Raw genomic sequence first — 17,078 nt, forward strand, 5'->3', positions numbered from 1 at the left:
AAATAATCGGACGTATGACCTATTTATTGTGGACGTTCAGCTTTGATTCAGATAACCTCATTTCGAAACAAAATAATAACGAAGTGTTAACAATCTTGTTGAGAACTTCGAAGATAAAACGACAACGGATGTCTCGTCTCACCGCAAACAGATAGCAGGGGGATTGTTAACCGTGATGGCTCACGACTGTTCTTAGTGCAGTTCAAGCGGGTTAGCAATAGGGGGAGTTACCCTTGTTATCACACTGAGGTGAGCACGGGTTCACATGTAGAGGTATTCGAACAATGAAGCTGAAGTATCAATCATTACTCGTCGCAATTTTGTCAGCAACGAGCTTTTATTCTCATGGTGCGGCCTATGAGTTTGGACGCTATAGCTACAGTAATTTGTACAGTCCCGATGATAAGGTGGCTGTCTCTTATTCCTATTTTAACTACGACATCCAGGGTAACCACCCAAATTTTGGTAACACAGGTGATATCTTCAATGATACGAACTATGTCCAGGGTGCAGTGAATTACTTTTTTACGGATAAGTTCTCAGGAAATGCGCAGTATTATCTTTCAAACAATATTGATACTCAGCACACGGGTGGTTTTTGGCAAGGTTCGAGCGCGAATGTAAAAACCCGCACCGTGGCCTTAACGGGCAAGTACCAGATGACCCCCTCGTTTTCAGCTTTTGCAGGCCCAACTATCAATCAAACTGAAATTAATGCCAACTTTAACACCAACATGAATGGTGGTTTTGGTGGTTTAGATTTGGATCTGGGTGATGATATCGGTTTCGGTTATACAGTGGGCGCGTCTTACCATATTCCTAAAATAGCGTTACGCGCCACTGTAGCGTATCAGTCGGCGGTAGAGCACTCGTTTGATACGACCGAATCCGGTGCTTTAATTGTGAATAAAACCGGGGGCAAGGCAAGCTCAGTATCAAGCCAGTCGGAAATTGAACTACCGGAGACGATAGATTTTGATTTCCAGACCGGGGTTGCAGAGAATACGTTAATGACTTTCTCAGCTCACTGGCGCAGATGGAGCGAGCATGTGATAAAAACCCAGGTGCGTGGTGAAGTTGTGACCTTTGATCGCGACAGTGTCACTTATGCGCTGGGACTGGCTCGCCAGTTTACGCCATCCTTTGGTGGTGGTATTGAACTGAATTATGCCGAAGGAGCCGGTGAGGGTAATCTGAATCCTCTGGCGCCAGGAAACGGTGCAAAGGGTGTGCAGGTCGGAGGCAAGTATTCCTTTGGTAACACCTCGCTGTTTGGGGCCGCTCAGTACAAAATGGTCAAAGACGGTAAAGATATTTCCGGCACTATCTATCAAGATAACAGCCTTTATGGCCTGACAGTCGGGGTTGAACACAAGTTTTAACTCAGCAGCATGTCCTGTCTCGAGAACAACGCCCGGTCTTCCGGGCGTTTGTGTTTAGCCGATTTGAACAGAACACCAGACAGTTAAAAACGATTAGTGCGTTTTTTCCTGCCATTCTTGTTGCAGTCGGCGAATGGCTTCAGAGCGCTGCTTCCATTCTGCCGTTCTTACCATCTCTGCATACCGTGCAAATGGCTTTTTGAGTAAGTTATTCAACACGGGAGTCTGCGTCTGCGGTAATGCTTCCAGCGCCTCAATCGCTCCACTGCGGTTATTACATAACATCACCATATCGCAGCCAGCTTGCAGAGAAGCAACAGCACGGTCGCCGTAGGAGCCCAGTACATCGGCACCTTTCATATTGAGATCATCTGAAAAGACAACCCCTTTAAAGTGAAGCTGTTGCCGAAGCACGTTCTTTAACCAGTATTCAGAGCCGCTGGCGGGTTTATCGTCGTAGGAAGGATAAATCACATGGGCTGGCATCATGGCATCCAGTAATTGTTCTTCAATTAATGCTTTAAATACCGACATATCACGAACGGCAATATCATTGCGCTCATCAACAGGGGTTTCATGATGTGAATCTGCAATAACGCCACCGTGTCCGGGAAAATGTTTACCTGTTGCTGCCATTCCCGCTTCTTTCATGCCGCGGATAAACGCACTGGCAAATTGAATGATTTGTTCGGGCTGATCTGAAAACGCACGGTCTCCAATGGCTTTACAGTCAAAGCCGATATCCAATACAGGTGCCAGGCTGAGATCGATATCCATAGCCAGTAATTCTGCGGCCATTAACCAGCCCCCCTGACGGGCAAGATTAATTCCATTGTCGGCCGTTGCAAATGCCCGGGCAGGAGGCAGTAAAGTAAAACCATCACGAAAGCGTTGGACTCGTCCGCCTTCCTGATCCACCGCAATGATCAAAGGACGCTTTGCTGCCTGACGAATGGATTGTGTCAGAGCAAACAGTTGCTCTCTGTCGTGGTAGTTGCGGGCGAAAAAAATGACTCCGCCTACTGTGGGGTGTTGAAGAATTTCACGCTCTTCGGCATCAAGTTCGAAACCTGACACATCTAGCATTAAAGGCCCCATGGTGGCACTCCGTTTTGACTGCATCTCAGAAGAAACATAGGTTTTAGAAAGCATTAAGTTATCACAAGCTGATCAGAGTCAAAACAGCATTTTTCTGATTGAATCTGGCGTCAGTTAGCTGATTACTGTGTCACTGTTCACTGTATAAAACATTGTGTTTCATTTATTTCATTTGATGTGTGATTTGCGTCAATTTATTGGGCGGGCAGAGTGATTAGACTTCTTCCTTCATCGCATCGAAGATATCAAGTTAGCGTTTTCAGAGGTCTTAACATGTCAGCATTAATCGCTATAGCAATAACAACCGGTTTGTTATCTGGTTTGTGGGGCTGGGTGGCTGTTTCACTTGGCTTATTGAGCTGGGGCGGATTTCTGGGGTGTACCACCTATTTTGCGGCACCTCAGGATGGCTTAAAGGGCGTGGGCATCAGTATGGCGACCAATTTGAGTGGTGTCGCCTGGGCAATGCTGATCATTCACGGCTCAACATGGATAGGCATGGAGCTGTTCGGCTATATTGCAACCGGCATTGTTTCATTTCTGATGTGTGTGCAGGCAAAGCGCGAGTGGCTGAGCTTTATTCCGGGGACATTTATCGGCTGTTGTGCGACATTTGCTGCCGCGGGTAACTGGCAACTGGTGATCCCTTCGCTAATGCTCGGAGTAGTGTTTGGTTATGCGATGAAAACATCGGGTTTGTGGCTGAAGGCGCAAAGTGAAAAACGTGCGCAGAAGGCAGCGTTTAAGTCTGAACTTGCACCCGCTGCTGCCCCTACAAAATAAACAGTTACAATGAGGGAAGGACCTCCCCCTATGCTGCTGACAAAAAGCAGAAAGTGATGCAGAAGTCCTTCCTTTTTTGACCAGAATACAGACGCGGACAGCCTGGCTGAGCAGGGCATCCGCTGTTTGCAACAGATTCTCCTCACTGCAAGCTTCACGATCAGCATCTCTGCGACAAAGATCAATGAAACCAGCCTGACTTGCTTCATCGGTGTAAAGCACCATTTCAGCCTGCTGCATCAGTCTTAATGCTTTCAATGTCAGCATTTCAACATCGGTACCGGTTTCTACAATACAGACTGACCCCGTCGCCTGATTGCCCTGATCCAGTAGCTGGACAAAAGCCGCTTCAAGCACCTCAACAGACTGGGCATTTTCTACCTGAGGCAAGCGGAAGAATTGTTCCCAAAAGTGTCTTCGTTTATCAACGGTATCGTAATGTTGTTTCAGGCGGTTTCTTTGTTTGCCTGCGAAATCGGCCAGCAAGGACAAATTTTGCGCGAGCTGGGTTTCCAGTTTTTCTCTGAGATAACGTACGAGTACAGGTGATGCACCGCCACTGGATATGGCGACCTGGATCGGGGAACGATCGATCATGGATGGAGTAATAAAATCGCAATGGGCAGGATCGTCGACGGCATTGACCCAAATTTTCTTCTGCTGGGCATCCTGAAAGATACGCTTGTTTAGATCGCGATCGTCTGTTGTTGCCCACACCTGATAATACCCTCCCAGACTTCCAGGCTGATAAGATTCCGCTAACCAGCGCAGCTTTTGCTGGCTGGCCAGCTTTTGTAGTACAGGATGTAAACGTGGTGAGATCAGTGTGATAGCTGCTCCGGCCCGTAATAAAAGATCGACTTTACGGCAGGCCACTTCTCCGCCACCAATGACCAGTACCGGTTTGTTGTGTAAATGGGTGAAGACTGGAAAATAGTCCATATTCGCGTCCTTGCAAAATCAGAAAAGTGCGGGCACCGAGTTCAGGGACATTAACCCGATGAACAATCGGATTCAAGCTCGGACTGCTTCTGTTTGCTGCGGCAAGTGGCTGGATTCCAGAGAAAAAGGTTTAGTCTGGTCGTATTACCTGCTATCACTATCACAATACAAAGTTGATAACCAAAGTGACTGTGATGAATATGGTTATTTGGTTTAATACAAACAGCTGAATTTCATAGGGATAGGTGATTAAGGTATGACAAAGAATGCATTACCGTCGTCTGTTGTCAGTGCTGACTGGCTGCTGGAACATGCCGATGCGGAAAATATCGTGATCCTGGATGCGAGCTGGTTCATGCCGGGAACTGGTCGTGATGCCAGGGCTGAGTGGGAGAGTGAGCGCATTCCAGGGGCTGTTTTTTTCGATTTCGATCAAGAGATATGCGATAAAGATTCCAGCCTGCCGCATATGTTGCCCGGTGCAGAGCAGTTTGCCAGTCAAGTGTCGGCATTAGGCATTAGTAATAAAGATACGCTCGTTGTGTATGATTCTCACGGACTGTTCTCTTCACCGCGCGTGTGGTGGATGTTCAAAGTAATGGGACATGACAAGGTCGCGGTGCTGGATGGCGGATTGTCCGCCTGGAAAGCAGCCGGCGGCGCTTTAGAATCAGGGAGCGTCACTGAAGCACCTGAAAACGGGCAATTTTCTGCCAATTTCAGATCCGAATGGGTGACTGATGCGCAGACACTGCTGGCAAAATTAGCCGACCCTCAGGTGGTTGTGCTGGATGCACGTCCGGCAGCGCGGTTTTATGCCCAGCAACCAGAGCCGAGAGAAGGCATTCGCAGTGGTCATATGCCAAATGCCAAAAGCCTCCCGTTTGGTCAGTTGGTGAAAGACGGCAGGTTAGTGCCGCAATCCATACTGAAACAACGTTTTGATGCGTTTTCAGAACAAGAACAGCAGCTGATTTTCAGTTGTGGATCCGGGGTAACGGCGTGCATCCTTGCGCTTGCCGCTGATGTAGCCGGCCGGAAAAATCTGACTGTCTATGACGGTTCCTGGACGGAATGGGGTGCAGGCATGAAATACCCGGTGGTATCCTGATCGAGCTGTGGCTTACCTGAGTGATCAGGTAAGCCAGAGAGAGTGTGTTGGTTAATGCACAACCGGAATGTAACCGCGATCATGCAGTAATTTCTGGCTGTTTTCAGACAGGAGATAATTGAGGAAGTCACGACCATCTGAAGTGAGCTTTTTGCTTTTATAAAGCATGATGAAAGGGCGGGAGATTTGATACTGACCCGACTCCAGGTTTGTCAGGCTGGGTAATACACCTTCGAAAGCCAGGGGTTTTACTGAATCATCAACTGAGCCAAGTGACATATAGCCAATGGCGTGCTTGTTTCTGGCAATCAGACTTTTTACCATGCCGTTGGTGTTCACCACCAGCGCCTTCGCATGGATATCAGAAACGCTTTGATCACCGATGGTGCGTGTCAGGCCCATAAAATCTTCAAAAGAAAATCGTGAGCCGGAAGCGTTCTCTCTGCTGACGACCGCAATGGGGAGGTCATCGCCACCGACTTGTTTCCAGTTGGTAATCTTCCCCTGGTAAATCTCCATCACCTGTTCTTTGCTCAGGGTGTCAATTGGGTTGTTTTTGTTGACGACCAGCGCGATACCATCATGCGCTATTAATGTGGTGGATACATCCGGACGTATCTCGTTCTCATTCAGAAATCGCGAACTCATTCCAAGCTCAGCGGCCTCTTGTTTGACTGCAGAAATACCAGCAGATGACCCTGTCCCTTGCACAGCAATGGAAGCATCGGAATGTTGCTGCTCATATTGCTCTGCTAAAACCTCAAGTATATGACTGACAGATGTAGAACCGGATACAGTCACGGTTTTGGCGTTAGCCTGAATGGGTGACAGGGTAATAATGGCTAATAAAGAAGCCAGGCGAAGCAACATTGCGTCTCTCCAAATTTGAACTACAGGGGTAGCCGCTATGGTATGACGAGGATATGACAGAATTGTGAATCTGAATCGAGGTTACTCGATGCGACTTTTTTGCTCTTTTTCCTGATACATGGCGGTATCTGCTTTAGCGAGCAGTAAGTCCGGATCACTGAGGTTGCCGGGATGAAACGGCACAAGGCCGACACTGATACCCAGTTTGAATGTCTCTCTGAGTTCTTGCGTTTGCTCATAGAGCTGGTCAAGCCATTCCTGGCTTTGACATTGGTCTTCGCTAGGCAGAAGAACAATGAATTCATCACCGCCTATGCGGTAGACCTGACTGCCGGTAGGTGAATGCCTGAAGATAATGTTCGCTATTTCAATCAGTACCAGATCGCCCTGACGATGACCAAGACGGTCATTCACTTGTTTGAAGTTATCTATATCAATGTAAGCCATAATGCCGCGATTAAGGTTAATCGCCATGTGATCAAATCGTCTGAAAAGTGATCGTCTGTTCTGCAATCTGGTCAGATCGTCTTGCAAGGCCTGCCGGCTGAGTTCCAGCTCCAGTTGACGGGATTTAGCAATTTGCTGCTTGAGCTTTTGTATTAACTCGCGGCGTTGATGCAAGAGTTTAATGAAGCAGAAACACAGTAAAAAAACACCAATATTGCTGAACACATCATCGGTGCGTGTCAGCAGCCAATGATTGGCAAGTTCCGGAATGTCATCAAGAAGATCGGCAATTACACCAATCCCGTAGGTACAGGCAGACAGAAGTAATAAAAACTTCATTTCTTTACTGGCGACTTCGCGGACCAGCAGGATAATCAGCACTAGTGTCAGGCTTGAAGTAACAGCATCCAGGTTACCTTGCATGGGGATAAAGGTGGTTATCAGTACCCCAAAACATACAAAAATTGTCAGCCCGACAGGCAATTGAGAGATCTTCTTCATAATTGACTAAAATATTATCACGATGATTTGTGTTGAGATAGCGCTATGTCGTAACAAATCGAGACATAGTCCGCATCCCGAAGCCTGCGGCACAATCCATTACACTCTGTGATCTGGTGCTCATCCTGAATGCATCAAAAATGAAATCAATGATTGACCTATGTTGGTTGGCTACCCAGTTTGATATACCCTGTTTGTAACAATTTATGTATATTAACATACTTGTAACAACGTGTTTTTTACGGCTATTCTGTGGCTAGAATGAGATTTTTAAGCGCCACCCATTTCATTGCTACATCAGACCTTTTTGCCTCGAGGAAATGACCAATATGCTATCTATGGCGGCCAATAGTCTACCCAATAAAGCGCTGCTTGCTGAGCGGGTAGAGAAACTGATTCAGGCTCTGTCAAACGGGGTCTATGAAAGAGAGCATACCATTCGACTCTGTCTGTTGGCGGCACTGTCTGGTGAGAGTGTCTTCCTGCTTGGCCCTCCTGGAATAGCAAAGAGCCTGATTGCTAAGCGACTGATTGAAGCTTTTGATGGCAGCCGCTTCTTTGATTATCTGATGACGCGGTTTTCGACCCCGGAAGAAGTGTTCGGGCCTTTATCGATTCAGGAGCTGAAAGACCACGGTAAATATGTTCGTTTGGTTGATGGCTATTTACCCACGGCCGAAGTTGTTTTCCTGGATGAAATCTGGAAAGCGGGTCCTGCCATTTTGAATACGTTACTGACTGTCGTGAACGAGCGAACGTTTAAAAATGGTCAGGAAACACTGAACGTACCAATGCGTTTGCTGATTACGGCATCTAACGAATTACCGGATGAAGACAGCGGTCTGGAAGCTTTGTACGACCGTATGCTGGTTCGTGTGTTCGTCAATCGCATCCAGGAAAAACAAAATTTCAAAGCCATGTTGCTGGGTGAAGGGCCAGAGATGGCGAGTTTGCCCGCTGAACTGAAAATTAAAGCAGAAGAATATCAGCAATGGCAGGTATTGATCGATCATATCCAGCTTGATGAGGCGACATTCGAAACCATTTATCAGCTGAAATCCATGATCGAGGAGAAAGTCGAGTCGGGCAGCAGCGAGCTTTACATCTCAGACCGGCGATGGAAAAAATCGGTCAGGCTGCTCAAAGCCAGTGCTTTCTTTAATGGTCGTGACAGTATCAACCCGCTTGATTTGCTGTTGCTGCAAGAATGTTTGTGGCACAGCCCGGAATCCAGACAGGATATCCGAGAGATCTTACGTGACTTTGCCGTCAACCAAGTCTTCGGACAGCAAGCCGCCACTCAGCAGGCCGATACTGCGCAACATCAGATAGAGGAAGTCCACCAGGCGGTTGCCAGTAAACTTTGTGTGACATTCGGGCATGACACACTGATGGGCAAGGAAAGATACAAGTACGATTTTTCCGGTGCCAAGCGGTACACGGTCAATAACAATCCGCGCATGATCAAACTGGTGATGCTGCAGCATAACCCTTCTGTTTCTGAACAGGAAACCGGCGATAGCCGCTGGGTGTATGTGGATGGCGATGAATTCGAGAAAAAGATCAAAGCAGGACAATGTGATATCTATGGCTTTGTGAATAAGAATACGCATTTATGCCGGCTGCATTTTGAGATTGATGCCACAGACCGCCTGGTGATCAAAGACATTGCCAACCGGAATGTGCTGGTCGGCATGGCCGGAGATTACGGCGTCAGTCAGGAACAGCTGGTTGGCTGGCAGCAAAAAGTTGAACAAGCCACGGATGCCATCAGTGAGGCGGCTCACTTACTGAAACTGGCACGGAGCCGTTTTCACGGGGCATTGCCGCACAATTTTGTTGATCCTGAATTTCCGGTACTGATTGAACAAAGTCTGGCGACTGCAAGTGATGAAATAGCGACGATCCAACGACATTTGGACAAGAGTGCGATGCGGTTAACCCGTCTGACCGAATATTTCGCATAGCGGGAGGGGAGCATGCCAGTCACCGAAGGGATTAACCTGGCTCTGATGCTGACTGAGTCGGGTATCATTGAAAATGCAGTGAACGAGCTGATGACCCGGCCACAGTTGATGATGGCAGCGGACTCCAGTCCGGGAATTAAATCGTCTATGAAGCTGCAGGTCAGTAAGTGGCGCAGCTATGTGCAGCATCGCATCGCAAAAGTAGATGTGGCCGAGCGGTTCAGCCAGGAGCTGGCTTTATATCAAAAGGTACGGCAATGGTCTGCGGACACGTTTATGGACAATGCAGAGCAGGTCGTCAGTGAGCTTGAAACGACGTCCGGTTTTTATTTTAAAGCGCGCCGATTGCTTGATCATGACCAGAAAAAACATAACCCAATGTTTCACAGCTACTTTTGTCATCAGTGGTATGAACATTTACAAGTAGCACTCAAGAAAGCGCAGGAATCTGAGTTAGAGCATCATAAAGAAGCACTGTTGAAAGACCTGTATCAGCGCATTGAAACCATGCAGCAAATGGAGAAAGTCGATGAAGCGGGCGATGAAAAGCGTGCTGGCCGGCTTTGGGATATGGCGAAAGCCAAACTGACCAAAACGGATGTGGAGCGTTTAAAATCGATCGCAAGATTTCTTCAAAAAAATAATGAAATTCAGGAGATTGCCGACAAATTGGGCCGAATGGCTAACGAGGTTGATGATCCGAGCCAGGCCAGGGTTCAGACGGAAGAGCTGAAAATGGTCGAAGAAAAGAGTGACAACGTCACTGATGACATCGTGGGCGTGCATCCCAGTGATGATCTGGCGCGCTTACTGCCGAACGAGGCAATGTTTCTTGCCTATCCTGAGCTGGAGGTGGTGTTCTACAAGCATCTGGTTGATAAGCGTTTAATGAATTACAGAATGCAGGGTGCCCAGCGCAAACTGCGTAAAGTGAAAGCCTACAGGAAACAGAGTAAGCAGGTAGAACAGGACAAGGGGCCGTTTATCGTGTGTATCGATGCTTCGGGTTCAATGTCCGGTTACCCAGAGCAGTGTGCGAAAGCGCTGGCTTACGGATTGATGCAAATTGCACTTGCTGATGACAGAGACTGTTATGTCATGCTGTTCTCTACCCAGCACATCACCTATGAACTGACCCGTCAGGATGGTTTGAGTGAAGTGCTGAATTTCCTTTCATACTCCTTTCATGGCGGTACGGATCTAACGCCTGTGCTGGATCAGTCACTGATGCTGATGAGCGGCGATCAATACAAGAATGCAGATCTCATCGTGCTGTCCGATTTCATCGCTCCGTCGCAATCGCCGGAAATGCAGGAGCGTGTGGCAAAACTGAAAGCACATAAGAACCGCTTCCATGCCGTTTGTCTGTCACGCTATGGTAATCCGGCTTTGATGGACATGTTTGATACACACTGGTCTCACCATCCCTCGGCGTTTGGCCGACTTTTCTCTCGTCATATTTCCTGAGTTACCAGCCGCTGTGCAGGGTGGCTTGGCTCTGCACGGCGATCAATCCTACACCGAATTCTGTGCGCTATGCTTAAGGTGGTGGAAAACCAACGCTTAAGCGTTCAGGTTTTTCTATCTGGTTCAGTCTGGTACACCTACTGGGAGCATGCGTCATGAAGCTGTTTTCCATTCTGACATTATGGTTGGCTGCGCTTTGGCCAATGTGTTCTCAGGCATCCGATGTATGGATAATTGATATCAACGGCGGAATCGGACCTGCCGTCAGTGATTTTGTATCGCGTGAAATTAATCATGCACAGGAAGAACAGGCTGCACTTATCGTGCTCAAAATGGACACACCGGGCGGTTTAGATACCTCAATGCGGGAAATCATCCGCGCGATCACCACATCTCCGGTTGCAGTGGCCAGTTGGGTTGGCCCCTCAGGCGCCAGAGCGGCCAGCGCCGGAACCTATATTCTGTATGCCAGCCACATTGCTTCGATGGCACCAGGCACAAACCTTGGTGCAGCGACCCCGGTATCACTGACAGGCGGATCGCCAGGCGGCAAAAAAGACAATCCTTTTGATGACTCAGACGAGCAGGAATCGGCTGGGAAAGATGGCGCGGCGAAACAATCAGAGCAAGGAACACAACCAAGTGAAGAAGTAAAAGCTGAAACAGCGATGGAGAAGAAAGTCATTAATGATGCCGCAGCGTATATCACCAGCCTGGCCAAATTGCATGGCAGAAATGAAGTCTGGGCAGAGAAAGCGGTGCGGGAAGCGGCAAGCTTGGATGCCGAAGGGGCATTGAAAGAAAATGTCATCGATTTTATGGCCACAGATCTGGATGATCTGGTTAACCAGATCAATGGCCGTACCGTGCTGATTAACGGGGTACAACAGACATTATCGCTTGAGAATGTCGCGTACGTAGAACGCCAACAGGACTGGCGGTTTAAGTTTCTTGCTGTCATTACCAATCCGAACGTCGCCTACATACTCATGCTGATTGGCATCTATGGTTTACTGTTAGAATTTTACAATCCCGGCGTGGGTTTACCTGGTGTGCTCGGCGGTATTTGCCTGATTCTGGCGATGTATTCGCTGCAACTTTTGCCCGTCAGTTACGCGGGACTGGGATTGATTCTCCTGGGGATCATTCTGATGGTGGCTGAAGCCTTCAGCCCCAGTTTCGGCATATTGGGGCTGGGTGGTATCGTTTCCTTTGTGATTGGGTCTGTCATGTTGATGGATACCGAAGAACCAGGGTATCAAATTGCCGTCCCTTTGATTGTAGGTCTGACAGCCACTTCCGCGCTGTTTACTTTAGTCATTCTTACCTTATTGCTAAAAACCCGCCGTAAGCCTGTTTCAACCGGGGTAGAAATGCTCCTTGGCGATCACGGTAAAGTGGTCAGTGGCTTTCCCGGAGAGGGGCGGGTGTTGGTAGAAGGTGAAATCTGGCAAGCCCGTTGTGATACGCCATTGCGAGTGGGTCAGGAAATTGTCGTTAAGCAAGTCGAAGGCTTGTGTTTGCATGTTGCGGCCAAAGAGAAGGAATAAACCATGATTACGTATTCCCTGGCAACTATCGTTGTGCTGGTGCTCGTGCTGATTATCAGCATGTTCAGAGTGCTGCGTGAGTATGAGCGTGCCGTCGTCTTTCTGTTGGGGCGCTTTTATGAAGTAAAAGGACCTGGGTTGATCATCATTATCCCAATCATTCAACAAATGGTTCGGGTTGACCTGAGAACAATTGTACTGGATGTGCCAACACAGGATCTGATCACTAAAGATAATGTCTCGGTTAAGGTTAACGCTGTGGTTTACTTTCGGGTGATTGACCCCAAAATGGCGATCATCAATGTCGAAAATTATCTTGAAGCCACCAGCCAGCTATCCCAGACAACATTACGTTCAGTGCTTGGTCAGCATGAACTGGACGAATTGTTATCGGCAAGAGATACATTGAATAAAGATTTACAGGGCATTCTTGATATGCACACTGACAACTGGGGCATCAAGATAGCTAATGTTGAAATTAAGCATGTCGATCTGGATGACAGCATGGTGCGTGCATTAGCTCGCCAGGCTGAGGCCGAACGTTCACGTCGTGCAAAAGTTATTCATGCCACGGGTGAGTTGGAAGCCTCTAAAAAGTTGATGGAGGCCGCCGAAGTGCTGAATAAAGCCCCGAATGCGATTCAACTTCGTTATCTGCAGACATTGACTGAGATTGCCAATGACAGGACATCAACCATCGTATTCCCTTTGCCGATTGACTTAGTCGACAAAGTCAAAAATATAGCTAACAGGAATACCGAGTAGGTTTCGGTATAAAAAAACATGATTACGTCAAGCGACTTCGCCCTGATTGGTTGTTTTTAACTCAATTAAAATGGGCGGATTTTTTAAAAAGTGGATTTTGAGCTAAGAAAATGTAAACAAATATCTTTTTGCCGCGTATAAATTGAAATATAGCTTTAAGTTGTTATGATTTTGGACGCATAAAAGTGATGCAAGCAATTTGTGTTAATTAAGTCTAAGGAATAACAATGAAAAAAGTATTTGCAGTGGCAGTTTTCGCGGGCATGATGCCTTTCTCTCAAGCAATGGCTGATCAGGACATCGGTTGTGGTCTGGGCTCTATGGTTTTTGCTGGCCAAGAAGGCAAAGTATTTAAAGTACTGGGTGCGACAACGAACGGTACTTCAGGTAACCAAACTTTCGGTATCACTTTCGGCACACTGGGTTGTGACGGCAACGGCGTGATCACTTCTCAAGAAAAACTGGCTATGTTTATCGATGGCAACATGGACAACCTGGCTCGTGATATCGCACGTGGCGAAGGTGAAACGCTGGCAACTCTGACTGACGTTTGGGGCATGAGCGAAGAAGCAAAAGCGGAATTTAACGCGACTGCTCGTAATAACTATGCGTCTATCTTCGCTTCTGAAAATGTTACTTCTGCAGATGTTCTGGCTAACCTGAACACTATGGTTGCTGATCAGAATACGCTGGCAGCTTACGCTCTGTAATTGATTACAGGTGTGAACCGCTCAGATACAGCGCCAAAGGGCGCTGTATCTTTTTCTAATCTGGTGCCTTGTTCATTCAACGCGCTTGACTGAACCTATTTGATCCCATCGATGTTTTCATGAAGTTCTGGTTATCTCTGCTCCCTCTCAGCGTTTTCAGCAGCACAGCTTTTGCGTATACCCAGCAAGATCTGGTGCAGCTTTCCACCTCTGATTATTGGCATACCTTGGGGCATTATCAGCCCACACTGACGGGCTCATACACAAGCCTGGTCGATTCGCCTTCTTTCTTTGTCAGCCCGCAGGGAAAAGATGATCCTCTGGCCGAGCTTAATGCCACCGTCGAGGGATTTGAACGCGAAGCGAAACAGCCCGATAGCTCACCCAATGATCAGAGCTTGAGCTGCCGGTATCCGGCCCGTTTCCATTGGTTAAAACAAAAATTAAATACAGATTGGCCCGCAGCCGTTTGCCCTGAGCAAACCCTCTGGAAGCAGGCACTGAATCCTAAAGGCCTGACACTGGTTTTCCCGACAGCATTTATGAACAGCCCATCGTCGATGTTCGGGCATACCTTGCTGCGTGTTGATGCCAAAGATCAGAATCGAAACCGCGAATTAGTGGCCTTTGCCATCAATTTTGCCGCCACGCCAGAGAGCAATGACAATGCATTTTTGTACGCGGCAAAAGGGTTGTTCGGGAATTATCCTGGCGCCTTCAGTGTCATGCCTTATTATCGAAAAGTGCGTGAATATAACGATTTAGAATCAAGGGATATTTGGGAATATGCGTTAAATCTGGACGAGGAAGAAGTTCAGCAGGTCCTGCGCCATCTCTGGGAAATGAACGGTGTTGAGTTCGACTACTATTTCATTGATGAGAACTGTTCTTATCAGTTGCTGGCACTTCTCGAAGCGGGCAGGGAAGGGTTGGATCTGACATCCGGTTTTGATTATCGGGCAATTCCATCAGACACAGTTAAGGTGCTCAGAGAAAACGGGCTACTCGACGCTGCCAAATACCGGGCCTCTTTTGGTACACGTTTAATGCATTATGCTGAGCAGCTGGATGATCAGCAGCTCTTGTCAGCACGGGCTGCCATGTCGGGCCAGTACCCGACTGAAGGCTCACTGAGTGAAAGAGCCGCCATTCTGGAAATGGCCTATGAGTGGCTCAACTTTGAATTTTATGATCAGGCGCTCGCCCGGGAAGACATTGCGCCTCAGCTACAGAAATTGTTGATTGCCAGAAGTAAACTCAATACCTCTTCGCCATTTTCTGAACCGGCAAGACCTGCCATGTCCCCCGATGAAGGCCACAATTCAAGCCGGTTTGGACTGGGATACCGTTACAGTAATCACGACGCTGATCAGGCTTTGCTGGAATGGCGCGTGGCCTATCATGATTTATTGGATAACGCAGGCGGTTACATTCCGGGGGCGCAGATCAGCTTTTTTGACCTGCAACTAGGGGTTGACCAGGATGGCGATGTGGATCTGAACCAGCTTTATCTGATCGATGCCATGTCGCTGGCGCCTGATTATCGGGTATTTGATTCTTTATCCTGGAATATCCGTGCCGGCTACGACCGACAGCCAGATACGACCGGTTTGACGGGCCGATACTTCATGCAGGGCGGGTACGGTAAATCCTGGGGAGATGCTAACCGTCTCCACGCTTATACGCTAGTGTCGTCAGAGCTGAACTATTTTGATGCTCAGGGTGAGAATCTGTCGCTGGGTTTGGGGATGGAGTCCGGCTTGGTCTGGCAGGCTAACGAAGCGCATAAGCTGGCTTTGTCGGCACAGGGGTTGTATCAGTGGGATACTATGCGCTGGCGTGCGGAATCTCAGGCAAGTTGGCACTGGGCGCTGAGCCAGCAACTGGGATTACGCACCGAAGTTACCTATCAGCAGTGGCTACGTGATGAGCTGTCCTCCACCTTGCGGCTGTTTATCTATCTGTGATTGCCTGAGTGAGATTGTCTATAGTGATAACACCTTGCGGTTATTTGCCGCACGGTGTTTTTAGTCTAATCAGCTCGTTATTTTTTGATTGATTCACTGCATGCTTCAGCTCTCAGTATGTGCGGAAACGAACTGTGAGATTGATCTGTGTCATGTGATGATTTTGCTACCATAAAATCCGTAAACCCATTATTCTTGGCGCCGCTTGATTCCCGTGTCAGTGAATACGTTCGTACAACCTGTTTTTTACTCATTTTTTGAACGTCATTTTCTGTTAAACATTGGGATGTACATACATATGATCACCGCATCAATCGCCATATTGCTGGGATTTGCTCTTTTAGTCTGGAGTGCAGATAAATTTGTCGACGGGGCTGCGGCCAGTGCCGGCCATCTGGGTATGCCACCATTGCTAATCGGCATGGTTATCGTGGGCTTTGGCACATCAGCACCTGAAATGGTGGTCTCTGCCATGGCATCGATTGACGGTAAACCGGACTTGGCCCTCGGGAATGCCCTCGGTTCCAATATTGTCAATATCGGTCTGATTCTGGGTATTACAGCAATCATTGCACCAATTGCCGTTCAGTCGAACATCATCAGAAAAGAGCTTCCGCTCCTGATCCTTATCGGTGTCCTCGCAGGCATTCTTCTTTGGGATGGCGAGTTAACGCGCATTGAAGCGGTTGTGTTGCTGACTGGGTTTTTTAGCTTGATTGGCTGGTCGATTTATTCTGCGCTGAAAGGGAAAGGTGATGCGCTGGAAGCAGAAACCGAAAGCGAGCTGAAAGCACATGACATGCCTTTAAAGAAAGCCGTGATGTGGCTGCTGATTGGTTTGGTGCTTTTGGTGGTGAGCTCCCGAATTCTGGTTTGGGGTGCGGTGACCATTGCTCAATCACTCGGTGTCAGTGATTTGATCATCGGTCTGACAATTGTGGCGTTGGGGACGTCATTACCTGAACTGGCGGCTTCTGTGGCTGCGGCACGTAAAGGCGAACACGAAATCGCTATTGGTAACGTTGTCGGATCAAATATGTTCAATATACTGGCAGTGATTGGTATCGCTGGGGTTATTTCTCCGATCAGCGGTATTGGCATTGAAGTATTTGCTCGTGACTGGACTGTCATGATGGGTCTGACAATAGCCCTGGTTGTGATGTGCATGGGCTTCCGGGGGCCTGGGCGCATCAACCGCTTTGAAGGCTTGTTGTTACTGATTGCAGTGGTTGCCTATAACTTATTTTTATTCAGCACTGTAACGGGCTGATTATTTCATCTACAGTAAAAAGAAAGGGGTATTTAAGCCCCCTTTGGTAACTCCTTCGCGTTCCTCCTTTCAAAAGTGATCTTTCTTCGGTCTTTCTGCATATGTGTTGTATGTATTCATCATAAAGTGAGAGTCTGCAGAGGATTGTTTTCAATTCTTTTCTGTCTTATTTATCATGACTTAAAAAGTCGTCCATGATTGGTTTGGATAATTTTCTATCTGAACTAAGTAAGTATCTCTTTGGGAAA

General features: G+C 47.8%; 13 protein-coding genes and 1 pseudogene. 10 read left to right on the plus strand and 4 right to left on the minus strand.

Features of this window, described 5'->3' with window-relative positions; genetic code table 11:
* The first annotated feature begins 284 nt into the window (after positions 1 to 284).
* Positions 285 to 1,382, plus strand: coding sequence for an outer membrane protein transport protein (locus P4S53_RS01130; RefSeq protein WP_337110992.1), 1,098 nt, complete (start codon positions 285 to 287; stop codon positions 1,380 to 1,382).
* A gap of 93 nt (positions 1,383 to 1,475) precedes the next feature.
* Here P4S53_RS01130 and nagZ read toward each other — a convergent pair whose 3' ends face one another.
* Positions 1,476 to 2,480 (minus strand): beta-N-acetylhexosaminidase, encoded by a 1,005-nt coding sequence (nagZ, locus tag P4S53_RS01135; RefSeq protein ID WP_337110993.1) that lies wholly within the window; start codon positions 2,478 to 2,480, stop codon positions 1,476 to 1,478.
* Between the two features lie 273 nt (positions 2,481 to 2,753).
* Between nagZ and P4S53_RS01140 the strand changes: the two genes are divergently transcribed.
* The gene (locus P4S53_RS01140) at positions 2,754 to 3,263 is read left to right on the plus strand and encodes a DUF1097 domain-containing protein (RefSeq protein WP_337110994.1); all 510 of its coding nucleotides are present in this window, start codon (positions 2,754 to 2,756) and stop codon (positions 3,261 to 3,263) included.
* Between the two features lie 51 nt (positions 3,264 to 3,314).
* Here P4S53_RS01140 and P4S53_RS01145 read toward each other — a convergent pair.
* Positions 3,315 to 4,205 (minus strand): annotated as a pseudogene (locus P4S53_RS01145) (NAD(P)-dependent oxidoreductase); the annotation flags it as partial.
* 256 nt (positions 4,206 to 4,461) lie between these two features.
* Here P4S53_RS01145 and sseA point away from each other — a divergent pair.
* Positions 4,462 to 5,316: a 3-mercaptopyruvate sulfurtransferase gene (gene sseA, locus P4S53_RS01150; RefSeq protein ID WP_337110995.1), complete on the plus strand. Its 855-nt coding sequence runs from the start codon at positions 4,462 to 4,464 to the stop codon at positions 5,314 to 5,316.
* A 51-nt stretch (positions 5,317 to 5,367) separates the two neighbouring features.
* Here sseA and P4S53_RS01155 read toward each other — a convergent pair whose 3' ends face one another.
* Positions 5,368 to 6,186 carry a phosphate ABC transporter substrate-binding protein gene (locus P4S53_RS01155; RefSeq protein WP_337110996.1) on the minus strand — a complete coding sequence of 273 codons (819 nt, stop codon included), beginning with the start codon at positions 6,184 to 6,186 and terminating at the stop codon, positions 5,368 to 5,370.
* 81 nt (positions 6,187 to 6,267) lie between these two features.
* A complete protein-coding gene (locus P4S53_RS01160) occupies positions 6,268 to 7,134 on the minus strand; it encodes a GGDEF domain-containing protein (RefSeq protein ID WP_337110997.1) in 867 nt (288 codons plus the stop codon).
* 329 nt (positions 7,135 to 7,463) lie between these two features.
* Between P4S53_RS01160 and P4S53_RS01165 the strand changes: the two genes are divergently transcribed.
* The 7 genes from P4S53_RS01165 to P4S53_RS01195 all read left to right on the plus strand — a co-directional run bounded on the left by P4S53_RS01165 (position 7,464) and on the right by P4S53_RS01195 (position 16,830).
* Entirely contained in the window at positions 7,464 to 9,101 is a 1,638-nt protein-coding gene (locus P4S53_RS01165; RefSeq protein ID WP_337110998.1) for an ATPase RavA domain-containing protein, read from the plus strand.
* A gap of 12 nt (positions 9,102 to 9,113) precedes the next feature.
* On the plus strand, positions 9,114 to 10,568 hold the full coding sequence (gene viaA / locus P4S53_RS01170; RefSeq protein ID WP_337110999.1) for an ATPase RavA stimulator ViaA: 1,455 nt from the start codon (positions 9,114 to 9,116) through the stop codon (positions 10,566 to 10,568).
* Positions 10,569 to 10,723: 155 nt separating this feature from the next.
* Positions 10,724 to 12,118, plus strand: a complete 1,395-nt coding sequence (locus P4S53_RS01175; RefSeq protein ID WP_337111000.1) for an NfeD family protein — start codon at positions 10,724 to 10,726, stop codon at positions 12,116 to 12,118.
* Between the two features lie 3 nt (positions 12,119 to 12,121).
* On the plus strand, positions 12,122 to 12,883 hold the full coding sequence (locus P4S53_RS01180) for a slipin family protein (protein WP_337111001.1): 762 nt from the start codon (positions 12,122 to 12,124) through the stop codon (positions 12,881 to 12,883).
* Positions 12,884 to 13,110: 227 nt separating this feature from the next.
* Positions 13,111 to 13,593: a DUF3015 domain-containing protein gene (locus tag P4S53_RS01185; RefSeq protein WP_027251347.1), complete on the plus strand. Its 483-nt coding sequence runs from the start codon at positions 13,111 to 13,113 to the stop codon at positions 13,591 to 13,593.
* Positions 13,594 to 13,712: 119 nt separating this feature from the next.
* Complete coding sequence (locus P4S53_RS01190) at positions 13,713 to 15,560, plus strand: Lnb N-terminal periplasmic domain-containing protein (RefSeq protein WP_337111002.1); 1,848 nt, start codon at positions 13,713 to 13,715, stop codon at positions 15,558 to 15,560.
* Between the two features lie 298 nt (positions 15,561 to 15,858).
* Positions 15,859 to 16,830, plus strand: coding sequence for a calcium/sodium antiporter (locus P4S53_RS01195; protein WP_337111003.1), 972 nt, complete (start codon positions 15,859 to 15,861; stop codon positions 16,828 to 16,830).
* The last annotated feature ends 248 nt before the right edge of the window (positions 16,831 to 17,078 follow it).

This window comes from Photobacterium sp. Hal280 (genome assembly GCF_037162255.1).
Classification (GTDB): Bacteria; Pseudomonadota; Gammaproteobacteria; order Enterobacterales; family Vibrionaceae; genus Photobacterium.

Coding starts and splice junctions, on each gene's coding strand:
- nagZ (WP_337110993.1), bottom strand. CDS start 2,480: ATGGGGCCTTTAATGCTAGATGTGTCAGGTTTCGAACTTGATGCCGAA.
- P4S53_RS01185 (WP_027251347.1), top strand. CDS start 13,111: ATGAAAAAAGTATTTGCAGTGGCAGTTTTCGCGGGCATGATGCCTTTC.
- P4S53_RS01140 (WP_337110994.1), top strand. CDS start 2,754: ATGTCAGCATTAATCGCTATAGCAATAACAACCGGTTTGTTATCTGGT.
- P4S53_RS01175 (WP_337111000.1), top strand. CDS start 10,724: ATGAAGCTGTTTTCCATTCTGACATTATGGTTGGCTGCGCTTTGGCCA.
- P4S53_RS01195 (WP_337111003.1), top strand. CDS start 15,859: ATGATCACCGCATCAATCGCCATATTGCTGGGATTTGCTCTTTTAGTC.
- viaA (WP_337110999.1), top strand. CDS start 9,114: ATGCCAGTCACCGAAGGGATTAACCTGGCTCTGATGCTGACTGAGTCG.
- sseA (WP_337110995.1), top strand. CDS start 4,462: ATGACAAAGAATGCATTACCGTCGTCTGTTGTCAGTGCTGACTGGCTG.
- P4S53_RS01180 (WP_337111001.1), top strand. CDS start 12,122: ATGATTACGTATTCCCTGGCAACTATCGTTGTGCTGGTGCTCGTGCTG.
- P4S53_RS01190 (WP_337111002.1), top strand. CDS start 13,713: ATGAAGTTCTGGTTATCTCTGCTCCCTCTCAGCGTTTTCAGCAGCACA.
- P4S53_RS01130 (WP_337110992.1), top strand. CDS start 285: ATGAAGCTGAAGTATCAATCATTACTCGTCGCAATTTTGTCAGCAACG.
- P4S53_RS01165 (WP_337110998.1), top strand. CDS start 7,464: ATGCTATCTATGGCGGCCAATAGTCTACCCAATAAAGCGCTGCTTGCT.
- P4S53_RS01160 (WP_337110997.1), bottom strand. CDS start 7,134: ATGAAGAAGATCTCTCAATTGCCTGTCGGGCTGACAATTTTTGTATGT.
- P4S53_RS01155 (WP_337110996.1), bottom strand. CDS start 6,186: ATGTTGCTTCGCCTGGCTTCTTTATTAGCCATTATTACCCTGTCACCC.